27 protein-coding genes and 1 tRNA gene are annotated in these 26,311 nt (G+C 44.2%); 4 read left to right on the top strand and 24 right to left on the bottom strand.

Going from position 1 to position 26,311, the window contains the following annotated elements; genetic code table 11:
- Window positions 1-39 precede the first annotated feature (39 nt).
- Complete coding sequence (locus AB4133_RS07680; protein WP_017060973.1) at window positions 40-249, top strand: DUF2986 domain-containing protein; 210 nt, start codon at window positions 40-42, stop codon at window positions 247-249.
- Between the two features lie 138 nt (window positions 250-387).
- On the opposite strand, the gene AB4133_RS07675 is transcribed toward AB4133_RS07680, so the two are convergent.
- The 9 genes from AB4133_RS07675 to AB4133_RS07635 all read right to left on the bottom strand — a co-directional run bounded on the left by AB4133_RS07675 (window position 388) and on the right by AB4133_RS07635 (window position 7,076).
- A complete protein-coding gene (locus tag AB4133_RS07675; protein ID WP_372224168.1) occupies window positions 388-1,311 on the bottom strand; it encodes an ABC transporter substrate-binding protein in 924 nt (307 codons plus the stop codon).
- Between the two features lie 2 nt (window positions 1,312-1,313).
- Window positions 1,314-2,189: a metal ABC transporter permease gene (locus tag AB4133_RS07670; protein WP_065206162.1), complete on the bottom strand. Its 876-nt coding sequence runs from the start codon at window positions 2,187-2,189 to the stop codon at window positions 1,314-1,316.
- Window positions 2,189-2,923, bottom strand: a complete 735-nt coding sequence (locus AB4133_RS07665) for a metal ABC transporter ATP-binding protein (protein ID WP_017070975.1) — start codon at window positions 2,921-2,923, stop codon at window positions 2,189-2,191. Before AB4133_RS07665 ends, AB4133_RS07670 begins: the two co-directional genes overlap by 1 nt.
- Entirely contained in the window at window positions 2,923-3,858 is a 936-nt protein-coding gene (locus AB4133_RS07660; RefSeq protein ID WP_372224167.1) for a metal ABC transporter solute-binding protein, Zn/Mn family, read from the bottom strand. The genes AB4133_RS07665 and AB4133_RS07660 overlap by 1 nt, the downstream gene beginning before the upstream one ends.
- Before the next feature lie 40 nt (window positions 3,859-3,898).
- Window positions 3,899-4,453 carry a DUF6162 family protein gene (locus AB4133_RS07655; RefSeq protein WP_372224166.1) on the bottom strand — a complete coding sequence of 185 codons (555 nt, stop codon included), beginning with the start codon at window positions 4,451-4,453 and terminating at the stop codon, window positions 3,899-3,901.
- Complete coding sequence (locus AB4133_RS07650; protein WP_017062543.1) at window positions 4,450-4,785, bottom strand: hypothetical protein; 336 nt, start codon at window positions 4,783-4,785, stop codon at window positions 4,450-4,452. Before AB4133_RS07650 ends, AB4133_RS07655 begins: the two co-directional genes overlap by 4 nt.
- A gap of 116 nt (window positions 4,786-4,901) precedes the next feature.
- Window positions 4,902-5,738: a DUF4198 domain-containing protein gene (locus AB4133_RS07645; protein WP_017062544.1), complete on the bottom strand. Its 837-nt coding sequence runs from the start codon at window positions 5,736-5,738 to the stop codon at window positions 4,902-4,904.
- A gap of 118 nt (window positions 5,739-5,856) precedes the next feature.
- A complete protein-coding gene (locus tag AB4133_RS07640) occupies window positions 5,857-6,375 on the bottom strand; it encodes a DUF2271 domain-containing protein (RefSeq protein ID WP_017062545.1) in 519 nt (172 codons plus the stop codon).
- Window positions 6,376-6,446: 71 nt separating this feature from the next.
- Window positions 6,447-7,076: a PepSY-associated TM helix domain-containing protein gene (locus AB4133_RS07635; RefSeq protein WP_017062546.1), complete on the bottom strand. Its 630-nt coding sequence runs from the start codon at window positions 7,074-7,076 to the stop codon at window positions 6,447-6,449.
- 343 nt (window positions 7,077-7,419) lie between these two features.
- Here AB4133_RS07635 and AB4133_RS07630 point away from each other — a divergent pair, with 343 nt between their 5' ends.
- Window positions 7,420-7,740 carry a hypothetical protein gene (locus tag AB4133_RS07630; protein WP_372224165.1) on the top strand — a complete coding sequence of 107 codons (321 nt, stop codon included), beginning with the start codon at window positions 7,420-7,422 and terminating at the stop codon, window positions 7,738-7,740.
- Between the two features lie 129 nt (window positions 7,741-7,869).
- Here AB4133_RS07630 and AB4133_RS07625 read toward each other — a convergent pair whose 3' ends face one another.
- The 7 genes from AB4133_RS07625 to AB4133_RS07595 form a co-directional block, all read right to left on the bottom strand.
- A complete protein-coding gene (locus AB4133_RS07625; RefSeq protein WP_372224164.1) occupies window positions 7,870-9,048 on the bottom strand; it encodes a tetratricopeptide repeat protein in 1,179 nt (392 codons plus the stop codon).
- Complete coding sequence (locus AB4133_RS07620) at window positions 9,045-9,665, bottom strand: energy transducer TonB (RefSeq protein ID WP_008219721.1); 621 nt, start codon at window positions 9,663-9,665, stop codon at window positions 9,045-9,047. Before AB4133_RS07620 ends, AB4133_RS07625 begins: the two co-directional genes overlap by 4 nt.
- Before the next feature lie 19 nt (window positions 9,666-9,684).
- Window positions 9,685-10,089, bottom strand: coding sequence for a biopolymer transporter ExbD (locus AB4133_RS07615; RefSeq protein WP_004739212.1), 405 nt, complete (start codon window positions 10,087-10,089; stop codon window positions 9,685-9,687).
- Window positions 10,086-10,646: a MotA/TolQ/ExbB proton channel family protein gene (locus AB4133_RS07610; RefSeq protein WP_010429842.1), complete on the bottom strand. Its 561-nt coding sequence runs from the start codon at window positions 10,644-10,646 to the stop codon at window positions 10,086-10,088. Before AB4133_RS07610 ends, AB4133_RS07615 begins: the two co-directional genes overlap by 4 nt.
- Window positions 10,646-12,022 carry a MotA/TolQ/ExbB proton channel family protein gene (locus AB4133_RS07605; RefSeq protein WP_372224163.1) on the bottom strand — a complete coding sequence of 459 codons (1,377 nt, stop codon included), beginning with the start codon at window positions 12,020-12,022 and terminating at the stop codon, window positions 10,646-10,648. Before AB4133_RS07605 ends, AB4133_RS07610 begins: the two co-directional genes overlap by 1 nt.
- A complete protein-coding gene (locus tag AB4133_RS07600; RefSeq protein ID WP_102333605.1) occupies window positions 12,022-12,789 on the bottom strand; it encodes a DUF3450 domain-containing protein in 768 nt (255 codons plus the stop codon). The genes AB4133_RS07605 and AB4133_RS07600 overlap by 1 nt, the downstream gene beginning before the upstream one ends.
- A gap of 194 nt (window positions 12,790-12,983) precedes the next feature.
- On the bottom strand, window positions 12,984-15,080 hold the full coding sequence (locus AB4133_RS07595; RefSeq protein WP_372224162.1) for a TonB-dependent siderophore receptor: 2,097 nt from the start codon (window positions 15,078-15,080) through the stop codon (window positions 12,984-12,986).
- A gap of 568 nt (window positions 15,081-15,648) precedes the next feature.
- On the opposite strand from AB4133_RS07595, the gene AB4133_RS07590 reads away from it, so the two are divergent.
- Entirely contained in the window at window positions 15,649-16,953 is a 1,305-nt protein-coding gene (locus AB4133_RS07590; RefSeq protein WP_017062553.1) for a dicarboxylate/amino acid:cation symporter, read from the top strand.
- A 184-nt stretch (window positions 16,954-17,137) separates the two neighbouring features.
- Here the strand turns inward: AB4133_RS07590 and AB4133_RS07585 are convergent, their stop codons facing one another.
- From AB4133_RS07585 to AB4133_RS07575, 3 genes are all read right to left on the bottom strand, one after another.
- On the bottom strand, window positions 17,138-18,523 hold the full coding sequence (locus tag AB4133_RS07585) for a histidine kinase sensor domain-containing protein (RefSeq protein ID WP_372224161.1): 1,386 nt from the start codon (window positions 18,521-18,523) through the stop codon (window positions 17,138-17,140).
- Window positions 18,520-19,185, bottom strand: a complete 666-nt coding sequence (locus AB4133_RS07580; protein ID WP_017062555.1) for a response regulator transcription factor — start codon at window positions 19,183-19,185, stop codon at window positions 18,520-18,522. Before AB4133_RS07580 ends, AB4133_RS07585 begins: the two co-directional genes overlap by 4 nt.
- Before the next feature lie 80 nt (window positions 19,186-19,265).
- Window positions 19,266-19,739 (bottom strand): NYN domain-containing protein, encoded by a 474-nt coding sequence (locus AB4133_RS07575; protein WP_010429860.1) that lies wholly within the window; start codon window positions 19,737-19,739, stop codon window positions 19,266-19,268.
- A gap of 323 nt (window positions 19,740-20,062) precedes the next feature.
- Here AB4133_RS07575 and AB4133_RS07570 point away from each other — a divergent pair, with 323 nt between their 5' ends.
- Entirely contained in the window at window positions 20,063-20,560 is a 498-nt protein-coding gene (locus tag AB4133_RS07570; RefSeq protein ID WP_050546503.1) for a DUF4174 domain-containing protein, read from the top strand.
- A 51-nt stretch (window positions 20,561-20,611) separates the two neighbouring features.
- Here the strand turns inward: AB4133_RS07570 and cobA are convergent, their stop codons facing one another.
- From cobA to AB4133_RS07545, 5 genes are all read right to left on the bottom strand, one after another.
- Window positions 20,612-21,388 carry a uroporphyrinogen-III C-methyltransferase gene (gene cobA, locus AB4133_RS07565; RefSeq protein WP_372072932.1) on the bottom strand — a complete coding sequence of 259 codons (777 nt, stop codon included), beginning with the start codon at window positions 21,386-21,388 and terminating at the stop codon, window positions 20,612-20,614.
- 328 nt (window positions 21,389-21,716) lie between these two features.
- Window positions 21,717-22,532, bottom strand: a complete 816-nt coding sequence (locus AB4133_RS07560) for a formate/nitrite transporter family protein (protein WP_017062558.1) — start codon at window positions 22,530-22,532, stop codon at window positions 21,717-21,719.
- A gap of 123 nt (window positions 22,533-22,655) precedes the next feature.
- Window positions 22,656-22,979 carry a nitrite reductase small subunit NirD gene (gene nirD, locus AB4133_RS07555; RefSeq protein ID WP_017062559.1) on the bottom strand — a complete coding sequence of 108 codons (324 nt, stop codon included), beginning with the start codon at window positions 22,977-22,979 and terminating at the stop codon, window positions 22,656-22,658.
- 14 nt (window positions 22,980-22,993) lie between these two features.
- Entirely contained in the window at window positions 22,994-25,567 is a 2,574-nt protein-coding gene (nirB, locus tag AB4133_RS07550) for a nitrite reductase large subunit NirB (protein WP_017062560.1), read from the bottom strand.
- Window positions 25,568-26,183: 616 nt separating this feature from the next.
- Window positions 26,184-26,257: transfer RNA gene (locus tag AB4133_RS07545), tRNA-Cys, on the bottom strand.
- Between the last annotated feature and the right edge of the window lie 54 nt (window positions 26,258-26,311).

Genomic DNA, 26,311 nt, shown 5'->3' with positions numbered 1-26,311 from the left:
ATCCTCCACCGCCTAAACTAAATACAAGGCTATGCAGCAATGAACCGTAAGAAAAAAATCAATCAAATTCTAAAAAAGAAGCAGAAACAGGCGAATTCTAAACTGCATAGTAGCAACAAGCCTCGCTACATCTCTAAAGCTGACCGTGCAAAAATGGAAGCTGAAGAACAAGCGAAAGCAGCTCAAGAGCAAGCTGAAGGTTCAGTAGAAGCAACTGTTGAAGCTGAAGAGACAAAAGCTGCAGAGTAAGTTTATACTCGCAGTCCTCTTGTCTGACACTCTTTTCAGAGCCAACAGACAAGAACAAAAAAGCAGCCTCAAATTGGGCTGCTTTTTTGATCGTACTTTTTTCATTACGTGGTTTATTAGCTAACTTAATTTAGCCACTTAGCCTTTGAAAGGCTGAACTTCCCAGCGTGCAAACGGTGCTTGAGCATTAATCCCCGCTCGTCCCCAGCGGTCAACTGAATCAACCACTAAGATACGCTCGTTAGGTACTAGAGACTTAATTAAGTTAGTTGGCTTTTTCGCTGTGACTAACCATAGTGCATCGTCTTCTGAAAACATCGCTTTGAGTTTGGCTTTGTCCTGCTCTGTCCATTCCAGTTCAGCTTTGAACATGCGTTCTTCAACAAACAGTTGAGAACCTGAAGCGAAATCTTCCAAGCTTTCTGAAAGCAACAAAACTGAATCTACATCGTTATCCAATAACACCGCTTGTTGTTTGTTAATCAGTTCACGCACATCAAGCATTACACGCTGTAGGTTGCTATCAATGGTCTCTGCTTGCGCTGGCCACAATAACTTAAAGTCGTCAGCCACAATCGCCGCCATACGTGTTAAGTTGGTCGGGTTTAACCATGCGTATTTAGACACATCACCATTCGACAATGTAAGCGCAGCAACGCCTTGTGCACGCGGTGTAATCGCTTGAGCGGCATCAACCTCAACTAAACGGATATTGCTTTGTCTTGCGTATACAAACGTAGGGTCGGCTTGCCAGATCGATGACAACGTTACCGCAACGGTCGCCTTTTCACCCGATTGAAGCACTTTACTCGCACCCTTGGTACCAAACCAATTCGGCAGACGGTCAATACCGTAGCGCTTAGGTGGTAGATATTCGGTCGTAATGTCCGTGCCTTTGGTTAGCTCTGTCGCCAATGCATAAGTCACAGGTGTACTGGTTAGGATGTCTTCTGCATTCACGTTCAGTGACATCACAGAACCAGCCATTAATACACTACCAAGTACACTCACTTGAGCCGTTGCTTTTACTGAGCTAGCGATACGATTCATTAAACAAGTCATGATTACGCCTTTCTTACAATTCGGTATAGCGTTGCTGCTAGGAAAAACGTTGCAGAAACGATGATGATTGAAGCGCCCGATGGCACTGGCAGTTTGAGTTCCATAGGCAACACGGTTCCAACCAAACATGCGATGGTTGCGAGTAATGCCGACAAGAGAACAAAGCTCCCCATACGTTTAGTTAACAATCGAGCGGTCGCACCTGGAATCAACAATAACGCACCCACTAGAACTGCACCTACGATCTTCACGGCCGCAATTGTCACTAAGGTGATCATCATGACAAACAAGTAATCGTAAAAGCTGGTGTTGTAACCACGAACCTTAGCTATATCAGGGCTGATACAAGTCAGGAGAATGCGGTTGAATGTCGGTATCAAGAGCAAGATGATGATCGCGCAACTACCTGCGAGAATCGCTAAGTCTTGGTCTGTTACCGTAAGAATCGAGCCAAACAGTACGTTTTCAAGCATGTGGATATTGATCTTACGAGCAACATACATCAGTAACGCCGCACCCACAGCCAACGCTAGCGCAAGGAAAACACCCACTAAGGTATCGTATGGAACGTTGGTCCTGTTTCTTACAAAATGAAGAAGCAGAGCGAAGATCATACAGAAGCTAAACAAACCAATAATTGGGTTTTCTGGTGGCTCGCCAAGCAAAACACCAATAGCGATACCGGTTAACGCTGCGTGGCCGACGGCTTCTGAGAAGAAAGCCAAACGCTTGGCAATCACCAAAGTACCCAGACCACCTAACAGAGGACCAAGTAGTAACGCTGCAACCAAAGCATTGACCATGAAGGCATACATGAAACTGTCTGATAACCAGCCCGCTTCCACGCCACTAATGGCTAGTTGTCGTAACCAATCCATTACGCAACCTCCTTCGATTTGGTCATCGCAGAGCCACTGCTGTAGTGCTGGAACAGGCTCTCGATTTTACTTGGGTGTAAGACTTGTTCGTGTGGGCCACTATCAACCAAGAATCGATTCACAACATGTACGTTCGCTTCGAGTCGACGCACTGCCGTGACATCGTGGTGTACCGCAAGGATCGTACGACCTTCACTAACACATTCACGAATTAACGATTCAAGATAACGAACGCCCTGCTCGTCCATACCCGTGGTTGGTTCATCCAACACCAGTAGACTTGGGTTATCTAATAGCGCTTGGGCAAACAGCACGCGTTGCTGCTCACCACCCGATAACTGTCCCATGCGGCGGTCGCTACGAGTAGCCATACCAACGCGATCTAATTGTGCGAGTGCAAGATCCAATTGCTTAGACTTACGACGCCAAAATAGCGGAATTCGAGTTTGGTTAAGCAACACGAAATCCATGACCGTCAAAGGCAAGCTCGATTCGAAGGTCGCTTTTTGTGGAACATAACCGATACTTGGCTTTTCTGGCCAATGAATATTGATTTGCCCAGAGAAAGGCGTCAAACCAAGAACAGAGCGTAGCAGAGAGGTTTTACCACCGCCGTTTGGCCCCATGATTACATGGCACTCACCCGCTTTAAGTTCTAGTGAGATATCGTCAAGAATGACGTTGTTGTCATATTGCAGACCGAGTTGATTGATTGAAATCGATGGACCTAACATTATGCGTTCCCGCTTTTAGCTTGGTTCGCCGCCGCAAATTTCATTGCTTCGATTAATGTCTCGAGATTCTTCTGCATCTCAACTTCGACTTTGTCGTCTTCATATTCGCCATGCGTCATGTGAGAGAAACGGTAAAGCTGAACACCCGTTTCCGCTTCAATCGTGTCAACAAAACGGTTTGGCATGTTTAGCTCGTAGAACAACACGTCAATGCCCGATGCGCGGATCTTTTCGATCGTTCCTTGCAACTGGCTCGCACTTGGTTCAACACCGTGTGCAGGCTCAATCACCGCCGCAACATCCACACCAAATTCTTGAAGGATGTAGCCATACGCATTGTGCGTGGTCGCCACCTTCATACCTGAAGTATCTAACTCACCTAATGACAACATCGCATCGCGCTTCATAAAGCGAAATTGCTTTGCGTATTTACGTGCATTCTTACGATAAAAAGCCGCGTTGTCAGGGTCGAGCTTAGAGACCTCACTCGCGATGGTGTAAACCTTTTGAATTGTTGTCGAAAGCCCAACAAAGGTATGTGGGTTAACGGCACCTTGACCAACAGACTGACCAAGAGCAGGAAGTAGAGGCACTTCTTTGTTTGCTTCGATCACGACTAGGTCATCACGTTGCGCGGCTGAAATCACTTTAAGCGCGAAGTCATCGTGACCAATACCGTTTACTACGATTGCATCCATTTGGCTCAATCGTTTTAAATCATTGGGTTGTGGTAAGTAGTTATGTGGGTTGAAACCTGCGTCAACCAAAGGAAGAATGTTCACTTTGTCACCTACCACGGCTTTCACGTAGCTGTAGTAAGGTTGAAGTGTGATACCAATCGTCAGCTTGTTGCTGTCGATCTTATATTCTTTTGCCAATGCATTGGGTGCCATGAACACCGCTAATAACGACATGAACAGAGTCATAATTCGCATAGTAATTCTCTTATTATTAGTGAGCATCGCTTTCATGATGCTATTCAATTTCTGATTCGTTCACGACCATTTTCCAACCCGTAGACTCTAGCGTGTGTTGGTCAAAAGTAGCGGGCTGTTTCGCTACACCGCCCAAGAAGATCCAGATTTCAGGAGAAACGCTGTTCGCATTTAAAATAAAGGAATCCGCAAAACCATGATCGGTAGGCGTAGCTTGTTCACTTGGAGTAGAAAAGTAATAACCACGCTCGTCCAGTACCCAAGCATGAGAACCTTTGCGCTTCCAACTCTGATCTTCTACAAACGGGGCAACCCATTCATCTTTAAGTGATGCAACACTCGGCCATTCACCATCTGAGTCCATGCGCAGGTCACAGATTTCTTCATGCGCTAAACGCAGCTCTGATAGCATCGCCAAGTTTTCTTGTTCAACATCAGTCACTAGAATTTGATGATCAAGCACTGCTTTAACGTGGGATTCAGCCTGATGAAATGGGATTGCGACAGTTGCAAAGCAAAGGATGAACACAATGATCAGTCCTACCCATTTGCCCTCTCTGCCGCCCGTATCAGCACGTACGCTTTGAATCATCATTTTTCACTGATCTCTACAACATCAACTTCAACTGGAAACTCATGACCTGAATCGAACACAAGGTAGAACTCAGTGTCAGGATGTGGGAATTCAACGATAGAACGTTTATCTGTCATCTCTTTTGCAATCAAGTTGTCTTCGTAATCGTACATCTCAACTGCGTAATCAATCGCTTTGCTGCCATCCGAATAACCCGCTTCACAAGCAACAGTCTTACCTTCAAACCAGCAGCTCATCAGTGGAAAGTGTGCTTGCGCAGGTAATGCAGCGAAACCAAGTCCCAATGCTAAGCAAGGAGTCATTAAAGCGTTAAGTTTTGTTTTTATTGTCATGGTTCGTACCCTAGCCACAGTGCAAATTCTCAGAAGTAAACTGAGCGATAAAGGGCTCAAATGAGCCCTTAAGTTTTTTTGATTCTTAATCAGGGATCTAGCCCCGATATCACAGACTATTGAAGCAGCGCTTCGAACGTTAGGTGAACGTTCGCGCTTGCTTTGTCTGCCAGTGGGTTGTCAATCAACTCACCTTTGTAGTTCGCTTTCATTACGTAACGACCTGCTACGTCTGGAGTAAACGTGATTTCACCGTTCTCATCACTCACCACATCAATCTGCTCTTGGTGGTTGCGGTAAAGCGTACCTTCACGAGTAATCTCCGCTTTCACGTCTTTCTGGATTTCACCGTTGTAGAAGAACTGGAATGTCACAGGTTCGCCTTCAACGATATCTGAAGGGTGTGTCACAGGCTTCATTTCTAGAAGCTTGCCTTCAATTTTGAACACTGAATCCGTTGGCTTACCTACCGTGATGTAGCTTTCTGCACGAGTGAAGCTGATCTGCGTTACCACGTCACGTGATTTTTCAGGTAGAACTGAGTCACGCTCAGCTTTGTTTGCTTTAATCCACTTCACCGTGTCACGGCGACCCGCTTTGTATTGCGTGTAGTAAGACGGCTGGTTGTTGATCGCCACTTTGTGTGTACCTTCTTCTTCAAAATAGAAGTCGAAGATTGAACGACGCTTGCCACGAATAACGAAGTTAGGACGCTCGCTGCGGCCATCTGGCATGATGACATGAGCATTTTCGCTGCCAGCAGGCTTATCAAAAACAAACGTACCGTGAGACGCAGTAACATCGAACGTTAGCCAATCACCACCTTCTTTAGATACAGTAAAGTGAGATGGCAAAATCCAACGTGGGTGAGCTTGTGCCGTTGTCGTTGCTGCTAGGCCGAATGCCATCACACCCGCTAGAGCAAGTGCTTTGATTTTTGTCTGTTTCATCATGTTCAATTCCATTATTCATAATTGTTAGCCGTGTCGCTCTATCTGAGCCTACGATGACCACTGTCTATTCTGTTCAGCTTGGTTTTAGTTCGTACTTACTAGTTACTGTTCGCACTTACTATTTAGCGATGTAGTTCAGGGTGATTTCACCCGTCTCTTCCGTTGCTTTTAATTCGTAAGATATGTTTGAATCTGCGAGTGATACTTTTTGGCGAAGGTAATTACGGCCACCGTGTTCACGAACCACTTCGATATGAACCGTGTACTCGCCTTGTTCTAACGTTTCACCGCTGTCGCTCTTACCATCCCACACGAAACGGTACTGGCCAGCAGGACGTGTTGCAGACGTCACAGCATCAACCAGTTCACGATCGTAACGGCCAACCTTTCTCCACCAGCTGCGCAGATCCTTAAGCCATTCGTCTTTACCGACCCAAAGCTCGATGGTTTTCACTGACTTTCGTTCGCTATTCTCTACCCACACCGCCACATAAGGACGTGCATACATAGAGGTATCAATCTTTGGAAGCTCAAAGCTGACATCCAGTTTTGCCGTATCAGGAATCGCTTGTGCCATACCTAGGCTTGGCAAAAGAGATAAAGCAAGAAGCGCCTTGCTCCAGTTCATTTTTTTCATTTTTAACAACCTTTTAAATCCGTTTAACCTTAAGTTCGCTCTTCAATCCGATTCATCAATCGAATCAAGCGTTAAGGCACGGCGACAAAATAGATAACCAATGAGATTGCAGACCCAAACACCGTCCATTTGATGGAAGTATTAAGCGTCTTTTTCTTAGGTAACAGTAAGCACACGCCAGTAAGCACAAAGAAGATCATCAATAGCGCAGTGATATCGATAAACCATTTCCATACTTCACCGCTGTTACGACCTTTATGCAGATCGTTCAACAATGCGATAACGCCGTAATTAGTGGTTTCGACTTCTACAAACTCAGACGTAACGTCAACAAAAACGGAAGCGTTGTAGCCGGGTCCTTTGAAGTCCATAGATACCTCACCGATGAGCAACTCACCATCTTCAATCTCTGCATAGATGTCCAAACCAGAAGGAACGCCGGAGAGGTTGGCTTCTTCGAACAGAAACGTTTCAAAGGCTGTCTCGTCAGCTTTTAAACGTCCGTCTTGAACCGTAAATAAACTTGTAGGAAGCGTTAGCGTAGAGCGTTGGATATTGGGTTGGCTTGATTCAAATAACTCAGGTCGGTTCAGGGTGATACCGGTTACTGAGAAAAAAAGAACCACGAACAGAAGCGCCATAGAAATATAAACATGAAGTCGACGAGCCCATGACTGAACCGCCCTACTTTTTAACGACATACAAACCAATACCTATAAATTTTATGGCGACAATTTAGTTGATAATCATTCGTATTGGCATTCAATTTACATTGTTTACGTTTGCCGAGTGGCGTAAGGAAATTTACATAACATTACATGGGAAGTAATCGAACTGTATGCATATTCTTGCTAACGTGTACTAAAGGGATTTGATTCGTTTTATTAGAGGTTATTGATAACAGGGTCAAAGCTCAAAAAAGCTCAATCTCAACATGCTTGATTGAGATGGGTTTAAGGTAACAGTCGTAGCTTTAAGGATAGAAAGTTGGGACTATTTGATCACTGGTTTGATGATAGCTAATGAAGCTTAAAAGGATTTGAAATGCGTATTTTTGTTTTGGCTTTTACAGCGCTCGTAACAGCGTGTACCAGCCAAATAATCAGCACGGAAGAACATATTCAACAATACATCGGTTCAGACATAACCGATGTACAAGAACGTTATCTCACCGAACGGTCACGCCCTATCAGTTTTTGGGCGTCTCGAAACTATGCTTGGATTGAAACCAAGAAACCGTTAGACAATGGTTATACAGTACACGCATTCAAAAACCCTTATCGTGACTGCACCATTAATTGGGTTGCTGATACCAGCGGCGTGATTCAAAGTGCTACGTCCAGCGGCACGATGTGCGAGCCTTAACTGCCGCATTGGAACGATAAAGTTCAAAAAGCTTTAACCGCCAAAATTAAAAAGGGTGTCATTTGAACCATCAAATGACACCCTTTTCTCTATATTACTTTCTCTTGTCTTCTGTTGTGCTATTCGCAGTTAGACGTTGCCGTTATCACTCACTGTTCTTAGCTGAGTCAGATATTTAATCCAACCTTTTGCCTCAGAAGAAGGCTCAATGTTGTTCGCACGTTTCGCTTGAGCAAGAGCATTATCAAGATTCTTTAGCTTGTACCATGAACGTACTTTCGCTAAAGCAACATCAGCTTGCTTGTTCTTGTCTTTCACTTTATCCAAAACAACCAGAGCACGATCGTAGTAACCTTGCTGAACCAGTAATTGAGCCACATTCCAATGATATTGCGTGTCCTTTTTAGACGCTAACGTCCATACTTCAATAGCACTGTCCCACTCTTTCGCTAACTGCCAGTAGGTTGCTTGCTCAGCCAGGAGTTGAACATCGCTGTTCGCATCATCTAACTTAGCGATCTCTTGTGCTGCACGCTCTGGAATACCACGTTTAGCATAAAGCTGAGCCAGTAATCGGCGGTCTGAGTTTTTCAGCTCGACCCCTTGAAGATCAGCCAACGCTAGTGTGTTCAATGCATCGCGGTTACGCTCTAGTCTTAACTGAATACCCACAAGTTGACGCCACCAGTTGTCTTTTTCTGGCTGAAGTTCAATCAGGCTTTCCAGTGTTGGAATAGATTGCTTCCATTGCTTTAACTGTAGTTGTGCACCCAATTTTAGCGAAAGAGGCGACAGTTCTGATTTCGCATTGAACTTGTCGCGATTACCAATAGCAACCAGTACTTTTGACCAGTTTTCGATTTGGTATTCCGCTTGTGCAATTCGCATCCAAAGCACGTCTTTCTTTTCTGCCTCTGCCGCTGTTTTTACTAACTCGTAGTAATGTGGAAGCGCGTTTTTGAACTGTTGATCGTTTAATAACAGATCCGCAAGCATACGCTTCGTTATCCAAGCTTGTTCATCCACCAGCAAATTGGTATCGACGGCGTATGTAAGCTGCTTAATCGCCTTATCGGTTTTGCCATCTTGCCAGTAAAAAACACCTAGCATACGAGCTACGTACGCTTTGTCGTAGCCCTTAGAAAGCTCTAAACCTGCTAGTACGTCAATGGCCTGTTTAACCTGTTCATCTTGAGCAAGCTTATGCGCCTTTTGAACACGAATAGCAGTATATTGGGTTAGCTCTTGTGCCTGTGTTGTAAGGGGCATTAACAACAAGCCCACTAATATCCATATATGTTTCATCATTTTGCCAACTTAAACTCTAGTTTCACGGTTTGACCAACCTGAGCTATCGCTTTTCCATCGACGACTTTCGGTTGATATTTCCATTTTTTAAGTGCTCTCATCGCTTCACGTTCAAACATACGACGTGGGTTTGCGTCAGTGACTTGAATGTCAATTGGACGTCCCGTTTCATCGATAGTAAAAGACATAATCACATGGCCTTCAGCTCCACGCTTAAGCGCTTTCGCTGGATAACGAGGCTCTACTCGATACAAAGGCATTGCTTGTTGGTTTGACCCAAAATCAGAGAATGTCGGTGCGTTAATCGCTAAGCCATCAATGGATGTGTTCAAATCCAATGAAGGCAAAGAAGACATCGAATTCAGAGGCGTAACTTCAGCTTGTGACTGAGACGTTTGCGCTTCCGGTGGCGGCTCTGGCATTTCTGGTTTTTCAGGGACTGCGCGTTGTCTTCTTTGAACTTCTTGTTCTTGTTCCACCATTACCATGTTGAAACTTAACGTCTCGCTATCGTCTGGTGAACGTTGGTGGCCATTATCGACCATCCAAGCCATGAAAGAAAACAGCGCTAAGCCCAACGCGCCCGCTAGCGGTAAAGCAAGAAATAGGCGAATCATTTATGAAGATCCTCCAAGATCATCGCTTATCAGCAGCAAGCGCAATGTTTTTAACACCTGCACCTTTCGCGGCATCCATCACTTTAACAACAGTACCGTTGTAAGCGTGTTCATCCGCTTGAATAACCAAAGAAGCATCAGGTTGTTCTAGCAACAAGTGCTCTAACGTCGCTTGGACACGTTCAACATCTACGACACGCTTGTCGATGAAAATGTCGTTTGCAGAAGTAATCGCAACAAAGATGCCTGCATCCTTTTGGCTTACTACGTTAGAAGCTTGTGGGCGATTGACTTCCACCCCTGACTCACGAACAAATGAACTGGTCACAATAAAGAAAATAAGCATGATAAAGACAATATCAAGCATCGAAGTAAGGTCTATTTGAGCCTCTTCGTTTTTAGAATGACGTCGACCGAGTCTCATCGTTGACTCCTTAAAGATTTTTCTAATTTCAATTCTAAGCGGTTACATACTTTCGCTAAGCGAGCGTGAACGAACATGCCCGCTAACGCTGCAACCATGCCTGCCATGGTTGGCAGTGTTGCTAACGAGATACCTGAAGCCATCAATTTAGGGTCACTGCTGCCTTGTGTCGCCATAACATCAAAAACAGAGATCATACCGGTTACAGTGCCTAGCAAGCCCAACATCGGGCAAATAGCGACTAACAGCTTAATAAAATTCAAGTTTTGGTTAAGCAAGATACTCGCTTGCCCTAACCAACCTTCACGAATGGCTTTGGCATGCCAAGAAGAGTGATCTTCTCTTTCATGCCATTTCGCTATCCAAGCTTGGCGTTGCTTAGGAAAGTAGAACGCAAGATAAAGCACACGTTCTACCACAAGCACCCAATACACTAGGACGACAGCCGCTAGCCACCACAGGACGAAGCCGCCCTGTTCCATAAAGCTTGATAAAGACAGCAGCCAGTCACTCGTTAACCAACTCGCTGGTAATAGAGAACCCGACAAAATATCCATTACGCAGCAGTCCCAACTGGTGAAACAACAGGTTTTGATTCAACCGTCTTTTCTGCCTGTTCAGCAACAAGGCCAATCCCTTGTTTCTCAAGAATATTACGAATGTTTTCAGCCTGAGTGCTAAGAATGTTATGTGCCAGTAGTAGTGGCATTGCAGCAACAAGACCAAGTACGGTTGTTACAAGCGCCATCGAAATACCACCCGCCATCACTTTAGGGTCGCCATTGCCAAACTGTGTAATCACTTGGAATGTTTCGATCATGCCGGTTACGGTACCCAACAAGCCAAGCATAGGTGCGAGCGCTGCTAGAAGTTTCAGCATCGACAAACCTTTCTCTAGGTGAGTCTGTTCATCAACGACCGCTTCTAAAAGACGTAGCTCAAGTGCTTCAACCGTTTGGTTTTGTTCTTTGTTGTAAACCGCAAGAACGCGACCCAGAGGGTTATCACCCGCTTGTTCAGGGTTCTTAAGTTGTGCGCGAATTTTCTGACGAGCGATAGCCAAAGAAATACCACGAACCAATGCGATGATTAAACCAATTGCCAACAAGCCAAGAATCACTTTACCGACAACACCACCCGCTTGAAGGCGGTCAGTTAGGCTTGGTTCCAAAGCTAATTGTTCTAACATGAATCCGCGTGAGGGATCGACGACTACATTAGATACTTCACCATCCACAAGTGAAGAAAGCGATGCCAACGTTGGGCCATTTGATGGTTGCTTAAGGTAAGCGATCGCATCTTCACGCTGAGTGTTCCAGCTAACATAGCCTTGGTCTGTCACAAGACCAATCGAACCTAGTCGGTAAGCGTCAACCTTATTTGTATTGCCTTCACCATTAATGAATGCAATTTGAGATTTGCTAAGCTCAGAACTCGCTTGAATCTGCTCAACCATGCTCATCCACAAACCAGAAAGCTGTGGCATTGATGGCAGGGATTTAGCATCGATAATTTGCTCAACGGTTGCTGTGTGCTCAGCGCGATCAACGCTGTTTACTGTTGAGCTAAGCTCTGCGCCTAGTTCTTTCGCGTTTTGACGAACGACACCGAACAACTCACCAAGACTACCCGTTTCTAAACGCAGTTTTTCTTCTAAACGAGCAAGTTTGTTTTCGTTATCGCTGAAGGTTTGAGTAAGAACGTCTGTTGCGTTTTGAACCGATGTACGTTTCGCTTCAAGCTCTGCTTTGATCGCTTTAAGCTCTTGTTCAGTCTTTTTGAAGTCAGCTTCACGAACAACGTTGTGAGAAGCTTGAGTACGGTTTTCTGATTTTGCTTTGTTAACGAGCTGAGCCGTTGAGTCTGAAGCTGAGAAAGCAGAAAATGAAAGTGATGTAATGCAAAGCAATGCTGCTAATGATTTTAAGTTCATTACTTAACCTCCGCAACAATTAAAGAAACAGGTAAAGTAATCAAGCTTGGGGCAGCTTGTTGGCCAGCAATATCGTACGCTTTATCTAGCTCAGACTTCATAGAAGAATCAAGTTCTTGCCATTGAGCTTCTGTTTGATTCCAAGCCCAGTATTGGCTGCCATTTAGGTTACGAGCCACCAAAGAGATACGACCTAAGTGCAGAACATCTGCCTCGATTGTTTTATCACTCGCCAATGCGACACGACCTTGGTAAACACCCAACTTAATGCCGTAGTCCATCTCGATTTGGTATGCCTCTAGGATACGGCGGTATTTCTCAGCGTCACTTACGTCAGCACGAGTCATCATTGCTTGTAGCTTTTCTACTCTTTCTAGACGCTGTTCTTTCTTAATCGGCACGTCTTTCTCTACCAACTGTTCAAGACCATCGATCATTTGATACATCAATGGCACAACACCTTGGCGTGTGTATTTGATTTCTTCGATCTGCTCTTCAATGCTTTGAGCTTCTTGGTTTTGGCTCTCAACTAATGCAGCAAGGTGATCGTGATAGATTTCTAGGTTTTTAACTTCTTCTTGCAGACGCTCAATCTCAGCTTGCAGCATTAAAGTCGCTTGTGAGCTTTTATCAATAACCTTTTGACTCGAAGCCGACGCGTTATTGGTCTTGTTTTGAATTGATTGAGCTTGATCCAAGCTATTTGCCATAGAAGACGTTGCAACCAAACTGATGGCAAGCGCTAGGCTAGTTTTTAAAAGATTCATAATTGTAGTCATTTACTATAGAAGAAGGTCAAATACATTTTATTGATAAATACTATTATTGATAAGCACTCTCATTATCATTAAAAGTCACTCGCATTACTAGGGATATTTTTACTGAATAGCAGAATCACGAAAGGGGAAAGCCGAAACTTTCCCCTTAGCATTTAGGCTACCAATAGTACCCTACTAACAAATTAGTATTTTACCTGTAAAGTCGCCATGTAGTTGCGGCCCTCGCCGATTACTAAGTCTTTTGCAAATTGGTGTTTTGAAGAAGTTGAACCACCACCCGCTAGGTATTCTTTGTCAAATACGTTCTCTACTGTTAGACGAGCAACGAAGTCTAAAGAATCGTCGTACTTAAGCGTGTATGCTGCACCCATATCGACACGTGCATAGCCATCTTTCTTGAAAGTGTTCGCACTGTCACCGTAACGAGAACCTTCGTAGATAAGACCTAGGTTCACATCAACTTCGTTTGTTGCTGCATAGGTAGACCAAACGCTTGCTGCAAACTCAGGTACGTCTACTGGACGGTTACCTTCATATGTTTCATGGTTCGTGATTTCAGCATCTAAGTACATTGCAGAACCAGACATAGAGAATTTTTCTGAGATAAAGCCTTGCGCTGCTAACTCAGCGCCACGGTGAACTTGTTCGCCACCTTGTGTCTTCGTCCAATCGCCTGATGAAGTGTCTTCTACATCCATTGAGATGTTTTCTTGGGTAATATCAAATACCGCACCAGAAACGAATAGACGTTCGTCCATCAGCTCCCACTTAGTACCGACTTCGTAAGAAACACCCGTCGCGGCATCAAGAAGTTCGCCATCGTTGGTGTAGTTACGGCTACCGCTAGAGACAACACCTTGTGGTTCGAAACTTTCAGAGTAAGAAGCGTAGATACTACCGTTTGATGCTGGGTGGTAAATCAGGCCAAGCTTAGGCGCTACATTTTCTTCTGCTACGCCATCACTTACTTTACGGTCGAAACGAGCACCCGCAAGAACTTGCCATTCATCATTAATAGTAATCAAATCTTGGATGTAGAAGCCCCAAGTATCGTAAGTACTCATCTTACCTAGCGATGTTGGACCCACTGACGGCGCTGGTACTGTTGCATCTGGTGCGTATTCAGCGCTGCTGAAGCGATCCATACCACGGTAATAGCTGTAGCCTAACCAGTTAGCACCGAATAATAGTTGGTGCTCTGTGCCCGCAAGATCAGCGGTTGTTGTTAGATCAACGTAAGCCGTTCTGAAACGCCATTTATCATGACGGTAGTTACCGCCTTGAGTCACGGTGCCCGTACCATCAGGATTCATATTTGAAAAGCTTGGGTAGCTTTCCATATCAATACGTTCGAAATCTTGGTAGTTGAAACCTGTTTTTAATGACCATGTATCAGTCAGGTTAGCAGCAATATCAAAACCAACGTTCTCAACATCATTCTCGATCTGTGACCACTGTGCATCCCAGATGTGCTTGTCGCTACCTACTCGGTTGCCGTCTAGCGTGTATAAAGCGCCAGAATCTACGCTACCTTCGTCGTTAGTTTTGTCGTAATGAACAGAAACTGTCACGTCTTCAGTTACATCGTAATCAACGAATACACCACCAACAAAACGTTCTGTTTGTGGTTCAGTTCCGTCACCATAAGTTCTCCAAGAGCCGTAGCTTTCTTTAGATAGAATCGCGCGACCACGTAGAGTTTCAGCGTCGTTCAAAGCGCCACTTACGTCTACCGTTGTACGAGAATGGTCATTAGAACCAATATCTTGGCTAACACTTACTTGCGTATCGTAAGTTGGCTTTTTGCTTACCATGTTGATCAAACCACCTGGTGCAGAAATACCGTAAAGAAGACCAGAAGGTCCTTTTAGTACTTCAACACGCTCTAGCAGTTCGATTGGTTGACGGTAGTGAGACCAATGTTGCTGGCCATTTTTAAGGAAGCCCGAAGAGCTTTCTACCGAGAAACCACGTAGAGAGAAACGTTCACGGTTACGGCTTGTACCGCCAGCACTTACACTCGCGTCATTCTTAAGCACGTCACCAAGCGTTGTTGCACGCTGTTCATCGATGATTTGCTCATCGATTACTAAAACTTGTCCCGGAGTCTCTAATTGAGTCGCCTCCATGCGCATTGCTGTTGTGTTCGTGTCGGCTTTATAACCGTAGTCACGACCTTCAACAACCATATGCTCGTCTGTTTTTACTGTTTCTGCCAATACTGCTGGTGAAGCTAATACTGCGCCGATCACTAAAGCCAATGGGCTCTTTGAAAACATGTCCTTTACTCCGCTTTTATTCTTTTAGACGAACACTTTGTTATTTATTCGATGTGTTCGCTGAACCGTTGCCGGTACCACTGAATTATTTCGGGAGTGAATATAAGTGATAACTATTACCATTTGCATTAAATTTACATTCTTTGCATTCTTTGCATTCGTAAAGTTTTGTAAAGGCCTGTCGGTGAGTCATATTTGAGGAGTTCAACAAAACCATTCAATACAAATAGTTAAGGCTCATGGACGTAAATCGACTGGTTATCTTCACCGAATTTTTTGAAACAACGGTATTTGTTCAGTCAATTGAAGACGTGAAGATTGATAAGAAAATCATCTCTTCTTATTTACTACCTTTGAAACGACAAATTTATGTATAAAACCCTCGATAGATGTAAATTAATAGTGAATTATTTTGTTTTTATTTGTTTAATTTACACAATTATCAGTGATTTTGATCACATCTATAATTCCAAACTCATTTTTTGTTTTTCGAATTGATTATCCGACTGCTAATCTCCTGCTCACTTTGAAAAGGTATCAAAGTTATAAATAATAAGGAGTGTTCTAAATGAATACCAAGAAACCTATGTCTCTGACTGGTCGAGTAATCCTCGGTATGGTCGTAGGTATATTAACGGGATTCGCCATTCAATCCCTTTTTGCAGACAACGGATTTGTTAACAACTACATCGTTAACGGACTCTTTGAAGTGGGCGGACAAATCTTTGTCGCCAGTTTAAAAATGCTTGTTGTGCCTCTAGTCTTCGTTTCACTAGTGTGCGGTACAAGTTCTCTTAAAGACTTATCAACTCTTGGCCGTATGGGTGGCAAAACGCTTGCACTTTATATCGGTACTACTGCCGTTGCCATCACTCTAGCATTAACTATCGGTAACCTGTTCCAACCTGGAGCTGGTGCGGATCTTACTGCTGCGAGCTCTTTCAAATCAGCGGATGCCCCTTCTCTGGGCCAAGTAATCATCGACATGTTCCCAACCAACCCTATTCAGGCGATGGCTGAGGGCAAAACGTTACAAGTTATCGTATTTGCAGTGTTGTTTGGTATCGCAATCAGTGCAGCGGGCAAACCCGGTGAACGTATCGCTGCAGTTTTCTCTGATCTAAACGAAGTGATCATGAAGCTAGTTGCGCTACTAATGAACCTTGCTCCTTACGGCGTATTCTTCTTGATGGCGAAACTGTTCTCTGGCCTTGGCTTAGGTGCAATTTGGAACCTAGCAGAATACTTCTTAGTGCTTGCTGGTACCCTGCTGTTGCATGGCTTGGTGACTTACAGTGCGATGCTTAAAGGATTCACAGGTCTTAGTCCGATTACGTTCCTACGTAAGATGGAAGATGCAATCATGTTTGCATTCTCAACAGCATCTTCGAACGCAACAATTCCAGTAACTATGGAAACGGCTAAGAACCGTATGGGCGTAGACAACAAAGTCGCTTCTTTCACAGTACCACTAGGTGCAACTGTGAACATGGACGGCACTGCAATCATGCAAGGTGTTGCGACGGCGTTTATCGCGCAAGCGTACAACATCGACCTTTCAATGGGTGATTACCTAATGGTTATCCTAACGGCGACACTGGCGTCTGTTGGTACTGCAGGTGTCCCTGGTGTTGGTCTTGTTATGCTAGCGATGGTATTGAACCAAGTTGGCCTGCCGCTTGAAGGTATTGCTCTAATCATGGGTGTTGACCGCCTTCTTGATATGATTCGTACCGCTGTAAACATCACAGGTGATAGTGCCGTATCTATCATCGTTGCTAAGTCTGAAGGCGCTCTAGACGAGTCTCGCTTCAACGACCCAGCAGCAGGTGAGAAAGAAGAAGAAGTTAAGCTAGCTCGCCAACAGGCATAGTCTCGCTTATCTTATGCTCTTGTCTTCAAGCTCAGGCGTAATTAATGGCTACGCCTAGCCCATACCAAAGCGCATAAAGAAAAACGCCACTGCAGATGCAGTGGCGTTTTTATTGGGTATCGCTTAAGTCAGTACTACTGAGTTGGGACAGTTATCAATTTAAGGTAATTATCAATAGGGAAAGCTAATCACCGATTGGGAACATCAAGTTCACTCTCAGCCCCCCACCTTCTCTATTCTCAGCAGTTACATGTCCATTCATCACACCCATCGCTTCTTTAACAATCGCAAGGCCCAGACCGTAGCCACCAGACCGTTTGTCTCTTGCTGATTCAATACGAGTAAACGGGTCGAATATACCTGCAATCTTGTTATCAGGAATACCATCACCGTCATCTTCTACAGATATTACACTGTAACGTCTATCCATTACCTGTTCGTATGTCGTCACGACCACATGAGCGTTCTCACCCGCGTATTTAATGGCATTCCCGACCAAGTTACCAATGACTCGAAGCAGTAGCCTCTCATCAACGTTCACCATTGATATCGGCGTCTCTAGGGAACCAATCAAAGTTTGATTCGGTTTTAAATCGTTTTGCATCTGCGCGATCAACATTGAACAATAGTGCTCAAGGTGCATTAAACTTAACTTGGAGTCATAGCGAGAGGTTTCTAAGCGGCTAAATTCAAGTATCTCACCCACCAGCTTATTCATCTCTTCTGTTTCATTTTCCATTCGTTCTAGCAAACCAATGCTTTTATCATCAACCTTGCTGCGCAGCAGGTGTAGTGCGAGGTTTTGCCTTGCTAATGGTGTTCTTAACTCGTGTGAGACATCACGAATCAAACAACGTTGCTTTTGAGCCAGAGATTTAATCTCAAAGGTCATATAATCAAAATCGTGTGCAAGCTCGTTGAATTCACGCGTGGTGGAGTTCAACTCCGACACCACACTGACCGTGAAGTCACCTTGAGCCAGTCTGCGGCTCGCTTCTCTCAATCTATCCAACGGTTGCTGAAGGCTTTTGGCCATGATAATCGAGAACAGAGACAATACGACCAATGCAATCAATGCTTTAAGCATATAGGAATATGGCGCAAAAGATTTTGCGGGATGAAACTGGTGCGGTAGTTGGATAACCAGTGTTTTACCGTTATCCAGTGGTAGGCCGAAGATCGGCTTACTCACACGATCACTAAGTTGGTGATCTAACGTTCTTAAGTATTTGAGCTTAAATTCAAAATGTGGGTGCATGTGACGATGCGTGATCGGACGATTGTCTTTGTCGATGACGAACAGATAATACTGCTGAGCATTACCCCAGTCCGCGAGTTCATCCATGTCCCCTTCTTCAATCAACACATTCGCTTGGTAAGCAAGGTCGAGCATCTCCGCTTTAACCGATTCTGGCACTTTAAGCAGCGCTTTCATCAAGGCTCTTTCAGCGACACCTTGCAGGATCAAAATACTCACCAAAATGACGGTCAGGTAACTGAACAGTTGGAAAGTGAGTCCGTCTTTACGCTTAGCAATAAAATCAGGGCAACGCAGCAGTTTTTTACTCATGCTCCGACCGACTCTAGGTAACTGTAACCTTTACCACGAACGGTTTTTATATGTTGTTTAGACAAACCTGCCTGAACGAGCTTTCTACGTATATTGCTGATATGCATATCTAAATTACGATCGAAGGGACACAATTCTTTCTTGAGTACATGGATTTGCAGATCAGATTTTGAGACGACAATACCGTCATTTTTGACCAAATAATCAAGCAAGTCTTTTTCAGTGCCAGTTAATGGCAAACGAGAGAGTTGTTCACACAAGCCGTGATTAGAGGAAGCTAAAGATTGTCTTTGGCGTTCAAAACCCACTCGGCGCAAGATCACCTTAATACGGGTTAAGAGTTCAGGAACATTGAAAGGTTTAGCGATGTACTGGTCGGCGCCTGCTTGGTAGCCATCGAGCATTGAGGCATCGTCGTTAAGCGCGGTTAGCATAAGAATGGGAGTAGCAAAACGCTGACAAATACGTCTTGCTACTTGAATGCCGCTTAGGTTCGGAAGCATTACATCGAGTAGAACCAAATCGACAGGGTGAGATTGAATAAACTCAAGCGCGGATTCACCGCAATGAACAGTATCAACGTGATACCCCTCATTTTCTAACACTTCACCCAGTAATTCACACAACTGAATATCATCATCAACAACTAAAACGCGAGACATTACACATACCGACAAATAAGAACTGTTTGCATTCTAATTATCGTTATTATTGATTTCAATTATAAAGTGCCCGATTTCCTCTATAGAAGAAAATCTTTTTCAATCGGTACAAATTTTGATGCAGAATCGATAAGATTTTGAGCAGTTAACCCGGGAACACCATACACTTCAACAGGCTTGCCAAAGCGCTCTTTGATTCGCTCTACAAGGATTTCGAAATCACCGTCTCCTGATACCAAAACAATCGTATCAACCGTCTCAGCAAGTTCTATCGCGTCTAACGCAATACCCACATCCCAATCGCCTTTTGCACTGCCATCTCGACGCTGAATAAACGGCTTTAACTTCACATTAAAGCCCACACCACGAAGGATATGATGAAATTGACGCTGCTTTGGATCTTGGCTTGAGATTGCGTAAGCATTAGCTGCAATAACGTTACGCCCTTCCGTGGCAACATACCAAAACTGGTTATAGTCGAAGTTAGAACGGTATTTGTCGCGCGTCGTGTAGTAAACGTTCTGAACGTCGACCAAAATTGCTATGTTTTCCATAAATTCATACCTTTAGATTTTCCGTATACCCTATTCTATTCAATTGTAAAATGCGAGTCGCTTTACTCAATAAAAATGAACCTGCCAGCTATCGTTAACGTAAATCTAATATCTTTAGCGTAAAGCTAAGTGTCTTTACGTAATCCTAACTATGCTTATTGTAAGTGGATTTGTTTTGAGCGTTTCTTAGGTGGTTCTGATCTTCACCTTCTTCTTTACGTAGCGTTCAAATCGTACTCAGGCTTAGAGTTTTTAAAGGGAGGTTGGCAATGCTGCACCGACAAACACACAATTCGATCGTAAGCATCGACACAACCAAAGCGATGCAAACTTTAAATCAACCATCAAACTCTGGTAGCTGGTTTAGTTTGCTTAAACTACTGACCATCAGCACGGTAATAATCATGAGCTTAACCATCAATTCAGTACTCGCCTACCCCGCTTATTCTCACTCAAAGCCTTTGCCACACCGCAGTGTGATTTATTTCGCTCCAAAGGAAGATTCAATCGTTAAAGAGTTTCTGAATGAAGTGTTGCTCAATAACTGTCAATTGGACGAACGAGATGTCGTCATTATGGTTATTGCTGAGAGTGGTTACACAGTCCCAACTTGGTTAGAAGAAGAGTTTAACTTAGAAGCAGTCACCAGTATTTACGAGATCCCGAAAGGATCACATACCGCTGTTTTGATTGGTAAAGACGGGAAAGAGAAGCACCGATGGAGTGGCAAAACAGATTGGAAACAGATCACCAATATCATTGACGAAATGCCGATGCGCCAACAAGAAATGCAGCGACAAGGCAGCCGCTGCAGTATTTGATTCTTGATGGACTCAGTAGTGGCTTAGAGATCCAATTAGAAGGTCAAACGATCAAGCTTGTTTGTTAAACCAAGCAAGTTTTTCATGGAGCTGAGCCACGCTGCCTACAACAATCAGCGCTGGGCTCTTTGCGACGCTCGCAAGGTCAGCTAAATCACGTAACCCACCTCTAAACACCTTTTGTTCTTGGCGTGTACCGTTTTCGATGATCGCAACTGGCATGTCAGCTCGCATACCATTATCGAGTAGATTCTTCTGAATGTTCGGACTCTCTTTCAAGCCCATGTAAAACACGATGGTATGGTTGTGCTGAGCAAGAGATTGCCAGTCAATATCTTCGCCATCTTTCTTCAAGTGACCTGTAATAAACTGCACGCTTTGTGCATGATCACGGTGCGTCAACGGAATGCCCGCATAAGCCGTTGCTCCGGCAGCAGCTGTGATGCCCGGAATCACTTCAAATCTCACGTCATTCTCAGCTAGCGTTTCACACTCTTCACCACCACGACCAAAGATAAACGAGTCACCACCTTTTAGGCGTACTACGTGCTTGTTCTCTTGCGCTTTGGTCACTAATAGTTGGTTGATCTGATCTTGCGGTACACAGTGATGATCAAGCTTTTTGCCCACATACAGCATTTCTGCTTCTGGATTAGCCATCGCCAAAATATCTTTTGATACCAAGCGGTCATAAACCAACACGTCTGCTTGTTGAATCACTCGTGCGGCTTTTAGCGTAAGTAAGTCTGGGTCGCCCGGACCTGCACCTACCAATGAAACAAATCCTTTGTTTACTTCTTTAACATTCGATGGCGATACTTCTGACATGCTTTGCTCCGAAAGTTAGCTTGTTATATTTCAAGCTTAATTCTGTATGACGATTCATCGTTGTATGAATCACCAATATCCCTACTTCTTAGACTATCAGTTGTTGCCATAAAACTTTACGATTAATTCTAATCAAGATAGAAGTTTATATAACAAAACAATCTATTACGTTGGAAAACCCTGACATTTGCACCATCATCAAGCACACATTGCTCGCCTTAGGTGCACGGTTATCAAAGTAGAGAGTGTTAAGATCAAAAAAGCCCCAAATCAACAGCTTGGGGCTTAACACACATTATTAGTTGCTCATTAACCTAGAACTATCTAATTACTTAGCGCCTAGAGAAGGAGCTGTTTTAGCATGAGTTAGGTATAGAGGAACACACGTCATTAATAGACCACCAACGATGTTACCTAGGATTGTTGGGATAAGGTTGAAGTTCAACCATGTCGCGATACCAAAATCAGCGCCAAGAATCATACCTAGTGGGAATAGGAACATGTTTACCACTGTGTGCTCAAATACGAGTGCGAAGAAGATGAAGATTGGGAACCACATCATTGCTACACGGCCAGATACTGTGCGTGCAGTCATGTTGCCAATCACACCTAGACATACCATAAGGTTACAGAAGATACCGCGTACGAAACACGTGATCCATCCGTCCATACCCATGTTTTCAAAACCTAGGCTACGACCTGTAGAAACAGCAATGAACTTTTGAGCAACAGCGTTTGGTTCTAAAGAGAAGTTACCCGTTAGTGATACTGCAACAAGGAAAGCAACAATCAAAGAACCGATAAGGTTACCAAGACCAACAATACCCCAACAACGTAGGATACGACCCCAAGTAATACCTGGGCGGTTGTCGAATTTCGCTAAAGGTGCAAGGCCGAATACGCCAGTTACTAGGTCATAACCCATTACACTTAGAATGACGAAGCCAACTGGGAACACAAGTGCGCCAACAAGGCCAATACCGGTTTGAACCATTGCTGTAATAGCAACAACAACCGCTAGAGAAAGGATGATACCAGCCATAGTGCTTCGAATCAGAAGATCGCGAGTACTTGTTTTCGTTTTCGCTTCACCCACATCAATCATCGTTTGAACGAATTCAGCTGGTTTGTAATCAGGAGACATAAGGTTGTCCTTAAAAAGTTTAAATTAAAAGTTAAAATTGGATAGGAAAAGGCTCTAGTTGCCGAGTTAAGGCAATATCGAGAACTAGAACCCTTGAACTATCAAATCTTACTCATCCGAAGATTAAGCAGAGATTTCTACAGCGCCTTTGGCAACACGAGCTTTGTACGCTTTCACGTTGAAGTTCTCGTCTTCCATGCACACACCTGTTGCTAGGTTAAAGCGTTGCTTCTTAAGTGGGCTTGCTACCCAAAGCTCTTCTTTGTGCTCAACAATCAAACCACGTGATAGCACGTTAGATTGGAAGTATGGGTCTGTGTTGCTAATCGCGAATACTTCTTCAGCCTCAGTTGGGCGGAAGATAGCCACTTGCTCACCACTAACCAACGCACAAACACCTGTACCTGGGATAATGTCTTCGATCTTACAAACTTTGGTAAATGCCATGATGTCGTCTCCCCTTAAACAGATTCTACGTGAATGATGTCGCCCTGATGCTTTGAAGTAATGGCTTCAGGGTGTTTCTCAGTGAATGTCGCAGGACGGTGTTGTTCACGACCATCTTCAACAAACACAACGTTATCATCGCGGTCATCAGCATTGATGAAGTGTGCAAAGCGCTTAAGTTGAGCTTCGTCGTTGATTGTATCTGTCCATTCACAAGCGAAGTTATCAACTAGGCCAGCAATGTCAGTTTCAAGTTGGTCATTGATACCAAGCTTGTTGTCTACAATCACTTCACGTAGGTAATCAACACCACCTTCTAGGTTGTCCATCCATACCGAAGTACGTTGTAGTGGCGCAGCCGTGCGGATGTAGAACATCATGAAACGGTCGATGTACTTGATTAGCGTTTCTTGGTCTAGGTCGCTTGCCAGTAAGTCTGCGTGACGAGGTTTCATACCACCGTTACCACATACATACATGTTCCAACCTGCGTCAGTCGCAATAATACCTAAATCTTTACCTTGAGCTTCAGCACACTCACGAGTACAGCCAGACACACCAAACTTCATCTTATGAGGAGTACGGATGCCTTTGTAACGGTTCTCGATCATCACGCCTAGGCCAACTGAATCTTGAACGCCGTAACGACACCAAGTAGAACCTACACATGTTTTCGCCATGCGAAGTGCTTTTGCGTAAGCTTGACCCGTTTCGTAACCTGCAGCGATTAACTTCTTCCAGATTGCTGGTAAGTCATCTTTCTGAGCACCAAATAGGCCGATACGTTGTGCACCTGTGATCTTGGTGTACAAGTTGTATTCAGCAGCAACATCAGCAAGAACGCTTAGTGCTTGAGGTGTTACTTCACCACCCGCCATACGAGGGATTACAGAGTAAGTACCGTCTTTTTGCATGTTACCTAGGAAGTTGTCGTTGGTATCGTGCAGCTTCACTAATTCAGGCTTAAGGATGTGTTCACCCCAGCAAGAAGCAAGGATAGAACCTGCTAGAGGCTTACATACTTCACAGCCGTAGCCTTTACCGTATTTCTCTAATAGCTCATCGAACGTTTTGATTTCTTCGATGCGAATTAGGTGGAAAAGCTCTTGGCGAGAGTATGCAAAGTGCTCACACACGTCGTTCTTCACTTCAACACCAGCTTTAGCAAGTTCAGCGTTTAGTACTGAAGTCACTAGTGGAATACAACCACCACAACCAGTACCTGCGCCTGTTACTGCTTTGATATCACCGATTGTGTGGTGACCTTCAGCAACCGCTTGAGCGATCTTGCCTTTAGTCACATCGAAACAAGAACAGATAACAGCAGACTCAGGAAGAGAATCCGCGCCAAGTGTTGGCTTTTCAGCACCAGCATGAGCAGGAAGAATCAATGCATCTGGGTGTTCTGGTAGGTCGATTTCGTTCAGCATAAGCTGTAGAAGATCACCGTAGTCAGACGTGTCACCAACCATTACTGCACCAAGCAGCTTCTTGTTGTCTTCAGAAACGATTAGACGCTTGTAAACTTCTTGTTCTTCGTTTTGGTAAACGTAGCTCTTACAGCCAGGAGTACGACCGTTCGCATCGCCGATAGAGCCTACTTTCACGCCCAAAAGCTTAAGCTTCGCAGACATGTCAGCACCTTCAAATGTGCTTTCGTTACCAACAACGTGGTCAACCGCTACCGTTGCCATTTTGTAACCAGGAGCCACTAGGCCGTAGAACGTTTGGTTCCAAGACGCACACTCACCGATTGCGTAGATGTCTTTGTCTGTCGTTTGACAGTGATCATTAATCTCGATACCGCCACGTGGTGCAATACCCAGCCCCATTTGACGAGCAAGTTTGTCTTGTGGGCGAATACCAGCAGAGAATACGATGAAATCAGTTTCTAGCTCTGTACCGTCTGCAAAGCGCATTACGTTACGAGCTTCAGTGCCTTCAGGAGCAATCTCAAGCGTGTTCTTACTTGTATGTACGTTAACGCCCATACGTTCGATTTTTTGACGAAGTTGGTTACCACCCGCTTGGTCAAGCTGCTCAGCCATTAGCTTTGGAGCAAACTCAACAACGTGCGTGGTTACACCAAGAGCTTTTAGTGCGCCTGCAGCTTCAAGACCAAGCAAACCACCACCAACAACCACACCAGATTTAGAATTCTTAGCGGTTGCTTCGATAGCTTTCAAGTCTTCGATTGTGCGGTAAACGAAACAGTCTTTACCTTCGTTACCTTTGATTGGCGGAACGAATGGGTATGAACCTGTAGCAAGGATTAGCTTGTCGTATTGAATTTCACGACCAGTACTTGAGTAAACTGTTTTCTTTTCACGGTTAACGTTAATAGCACGCTCACCGATCAGCATGTTGATGCCGTGTTTCTCGTAGAAGCCTTCTTTAACTAAAGAAAGTTCGTCCGCAGTATGGTGTGAAAAGTAAGAAGAAAGGTGTACACGATCATAGGCTACGCGAGGCTCTTCACAGAAGACTGTGATGTCCATGTTAGCAACGTCTGTCTTCTCGACTAAATCTTCGATATAGCGATGGCCGACCATCCCGTTACCGATTACGACTAGCTTCATCTTGCTCATAAGAATTCCTGAAGGTTATATATTTCTTAACTGAGCGAATAATGAATTATGAAAGAAAATGATAATATGATGTAAATCAATTACGAAATCGAACTACCCTAAAGGGGTAGGACAAAAGAGGTAGATCTGCTGATTTATCATACGAAGCAAACGAATAACCGTAGGTTTAATAAGGTTTAGCGGGGTTTTATATACACTTTCGTGCATTAGATAAGATGTTGTAAAGTTTCACAATAGGTTAGCAGTAACACAAGTAAATGACAATCATTTTCATTTGTGGTCATAATAAGTGTAATAACTCATGAAAGCGTTACAGGATCATGAGCAACTATGTATAAATATGAAGAATTTAATGACGCAAAAGACAGTCGCCCTTTTCCATTCCCCACTCATTCCACTCACAAACGGCGCAATTGGTTAACAGATGCTGTTGGTTGTTTAGCAAATGATAGGTTTACATAAGGAAAAGACCGGCACAAAAGTGATCTGATATAGCTTGTTCCTAGTGGTGCTACTGATTAGAGAGCATACGTGGAAGTTTGAACATAGCATGAGGGTTTAGAATTTCAGATAGCAAAAAGGCCAGCATTTCTGCTGGCCTTTCAACTTTGAATAGTGGAGGCGCCTCCCGGAGTCGAACCGAGGTCCACGGATTTGCAATCCGCTGCATAGCCACTCTGCCAAGGCGCCTTCAATAGTGTTTTAAGAGAACAACTCTTTTGATTAATACCAAGCGAGGTAATA

The organism is Vibrio sp. 10N.286.52.F8 (assembly GCF_041468745.1).
Taxonomy (GTDB): domain Bacteria; phylum Pseudomonadota; class Gammaproteobacteria; order Enterobacterales; family Vibrionaceae; genus Vibrio; species Vibrio crassostreae_C.
Note: the sequence above shows the minus strand (reverse complement) of the source record. Positions and strands in the feature narration are given on the sequence as shown.

What these genes read in the sequence shown, in the direction of transcription:
- AB4133_RS07680 (WP_017060973.1), top strand. Translation starts at nt 40, where the DNA reads ATGAACCGTAAGAAAAAAATCAATCAAATTCTAAAAAAGAAGCAGAAA.
- AB4133_RS07675 (WP_372224168.1), bottom strand. Translation starts at nt 1,311, where the DNA reads ATGACTTGTTTAATGAATCGTATCGCTAGCTCAGTAAAAGCAACGGCT.
- AB4133_RS07670 (WP_065206162.1), bottom strand. Translation starts at nt 2,189, where the DNA reads ATGGATTGGTTACGACAACTAGCCATTAGTGGCGTGGAAGCGGGCTGG.
- AB4133_RS07665 (WP_017070975.1), bottom strand. Translation starts at nt 2,923, where the DNA reads ATGTTAGGTCCATCGATTTCAATCAATCAACTCGGTCTGCAATATGAC.
- AB4133_RS07660 (WP_372224167.1), bottom strand. Translation starts at nt 3,858, where the DNA reads ATGCGAATTATGACTCTGTTCATGTCGTTATTAGCGGTGTTCATGGCA.
- AB4133_RS07655 (WP_372224166.1), bottom strand. Translation starts at nt 4,453, where the DNA reads ATGATGATTCAAAGCGTACGTGCTGATACGGGCGGCAGAGAGGGCAAA.
- AB4133_RS07650 (WP_017062543.1), bottom strand. Translation starts at nt 4,785, where the DNA reads ATGACAATAAAAACAAAACTTAACGCTTTAATGACTCCTTGCTTAGCA.
- AB4133_RS07645 (WP_017062544.1), bottom strand. Translation starts at nt 5,738, where the DNA reads ATGATGAAACAGACAAAAATCAAAGCACTTGCTCTAGCGGGTGTGATG.
- AB4133_RS07640 (WP_017062545.1), bottom strand. Translation starts at nt 6,375, where the DNA reads ATGAAAAAAATGAACTGGAGCAAGGCGCTTCTTGCTTTATCTCTTTTG.
- AB4133_RS07635 (WP_017062546.1), bottom strand. Translation starts at nt 7,076, where the DNA reads ATGTCGTTAAAAAGTAGGGCGGTTCAGTCATGGGCTCGTCGACTTCAT.
- AB4133_RS07630 (WP_372224165.1), top strand. Translation starts at nt 7,420, where the DNA reads ATGCGTATTTTTGTTTTGGCTTTTACAGCGCTCGTAACAGCGTGTACC.
- AB4133_RS07625 (WP_372224164.1), bottom strand. Translation starts at nt 9,048, where the DNA reads ATGATGAAACATATATGGATATTAGTGGGCTTGTTGTTAATGCCCCTT.
- AB4133_RS07620 (WP_008219721.1), bottom strand. Translation starts at nt 9,665, where the DNA reads ATGATTCGCCTATTTCTTGCTTTACCGCTAGCGGGCGCGTTGGGCTTA.
- AB4133_RS07615 (WP_004739212.1), bottom strand. Translation starts at nt 10,089, where the DNA reads ATGAGACTCGGTCGACGTCATTCTAAAAACGAAGAGGCTCAAATAGAC.
- AB4133_RS07610 (WP_010429842.1), bottom strand. Translation starts at nt 10,646, where the DNA reads ATGGATATTTTGTCGGGTTCTCTATTACCAGCGAGTTGGTTAACGAGT.
- AB4133_RS07605 (WP_372224163.1), bottom strand. Translation starts at nt 12,022, where the DNA reads ATGAACTTAAAATCATTAGCAGCATTGCTTTGCATTACATCACTTTCA.
- AB4133_RS07600 (WP_102333605.1), bottom strand. Translation starts at nt 12,789, where the DNA reads ATGAATCTTTTAAAAACTAGCCTAGCGCTTGCCATCAGTTTGGTTGCA.
- AB4133_RS07595 (WP_372224162.1), bottom strand. Translation starts at nt 15,080, where the DNA reads ATGTTTTCAAAGAGCCCATTGGCTTTAGTGATCGGCGCAGTATTAGCT.
- AB4133_RS07590 (WP_017062553.1), top strand. Translation starts at nt 15,649, where the DNA reads ATGAATACCAAGAAACCTATGTCTCTGACTGGTCGAGTAATCCTCGGT.
- AB4133_RS07585 (WP_372224161.1), bottom strand. Translation starts at nt 18,523, where the DNA reads ATGAGTAAAAAACTGCTGCGTTGCCCTGATTTTATTGCTAAGCGTAAA.
- AB4133_RS07580 (WP_017062555.1), bottom strand. Translation starts at nt 19,185, where the DNA reads ATGTCTCGCGTTTTAGTTGTTGATGATGATATTCAGTTGTGTGAATTA.
- AB4133_RS07575 (WP_010429860.1), bottom strand. Translation starts at nt 19,739, where the DNA reads ATGGAAAACATAGCAATTTTGGTCGACGTTCAGAACGTTTACTACACG.
- AB4133_RS07570 (WP_050546503.1), top strand. Translation starts at nt 20,063, where the DNA reads ATGCAAACTTTAAATCAACCATCAAACTCTGGTAGCTGGTTTAGTTTG.
- cobA (WP_372072932.1), bottom strand. Translation starts at nt 21,388, where the DNA reads ATGTCAGAAGTATCGCCATCGAATGTTAAAGAAGTAAACAAAGGATTT.
- AB4133_RS07560 (WP_017062558.1), bottom strand. Translation starts at nt 22,532, where the DNA reads ATGTCTCCTGATTACAAACCAGCTGAATTCGTTCAAACGATGATTGAT.
- nirD (WP_017062559.1), bottom strand. Translation starts at nt 22,979, where the DNA reads ATGGCATTTACCAAAGTTTGTAAGATCGAAGACATTATCCCAGGTACA.
- nirB (WP_017062560.1), bottom strand. Translation starts at nt 25,567, where the DNA reads ATGAGCAAGATGAAGCTAGTCGTAATCGGTAACGGGATGGTCGGCCAT.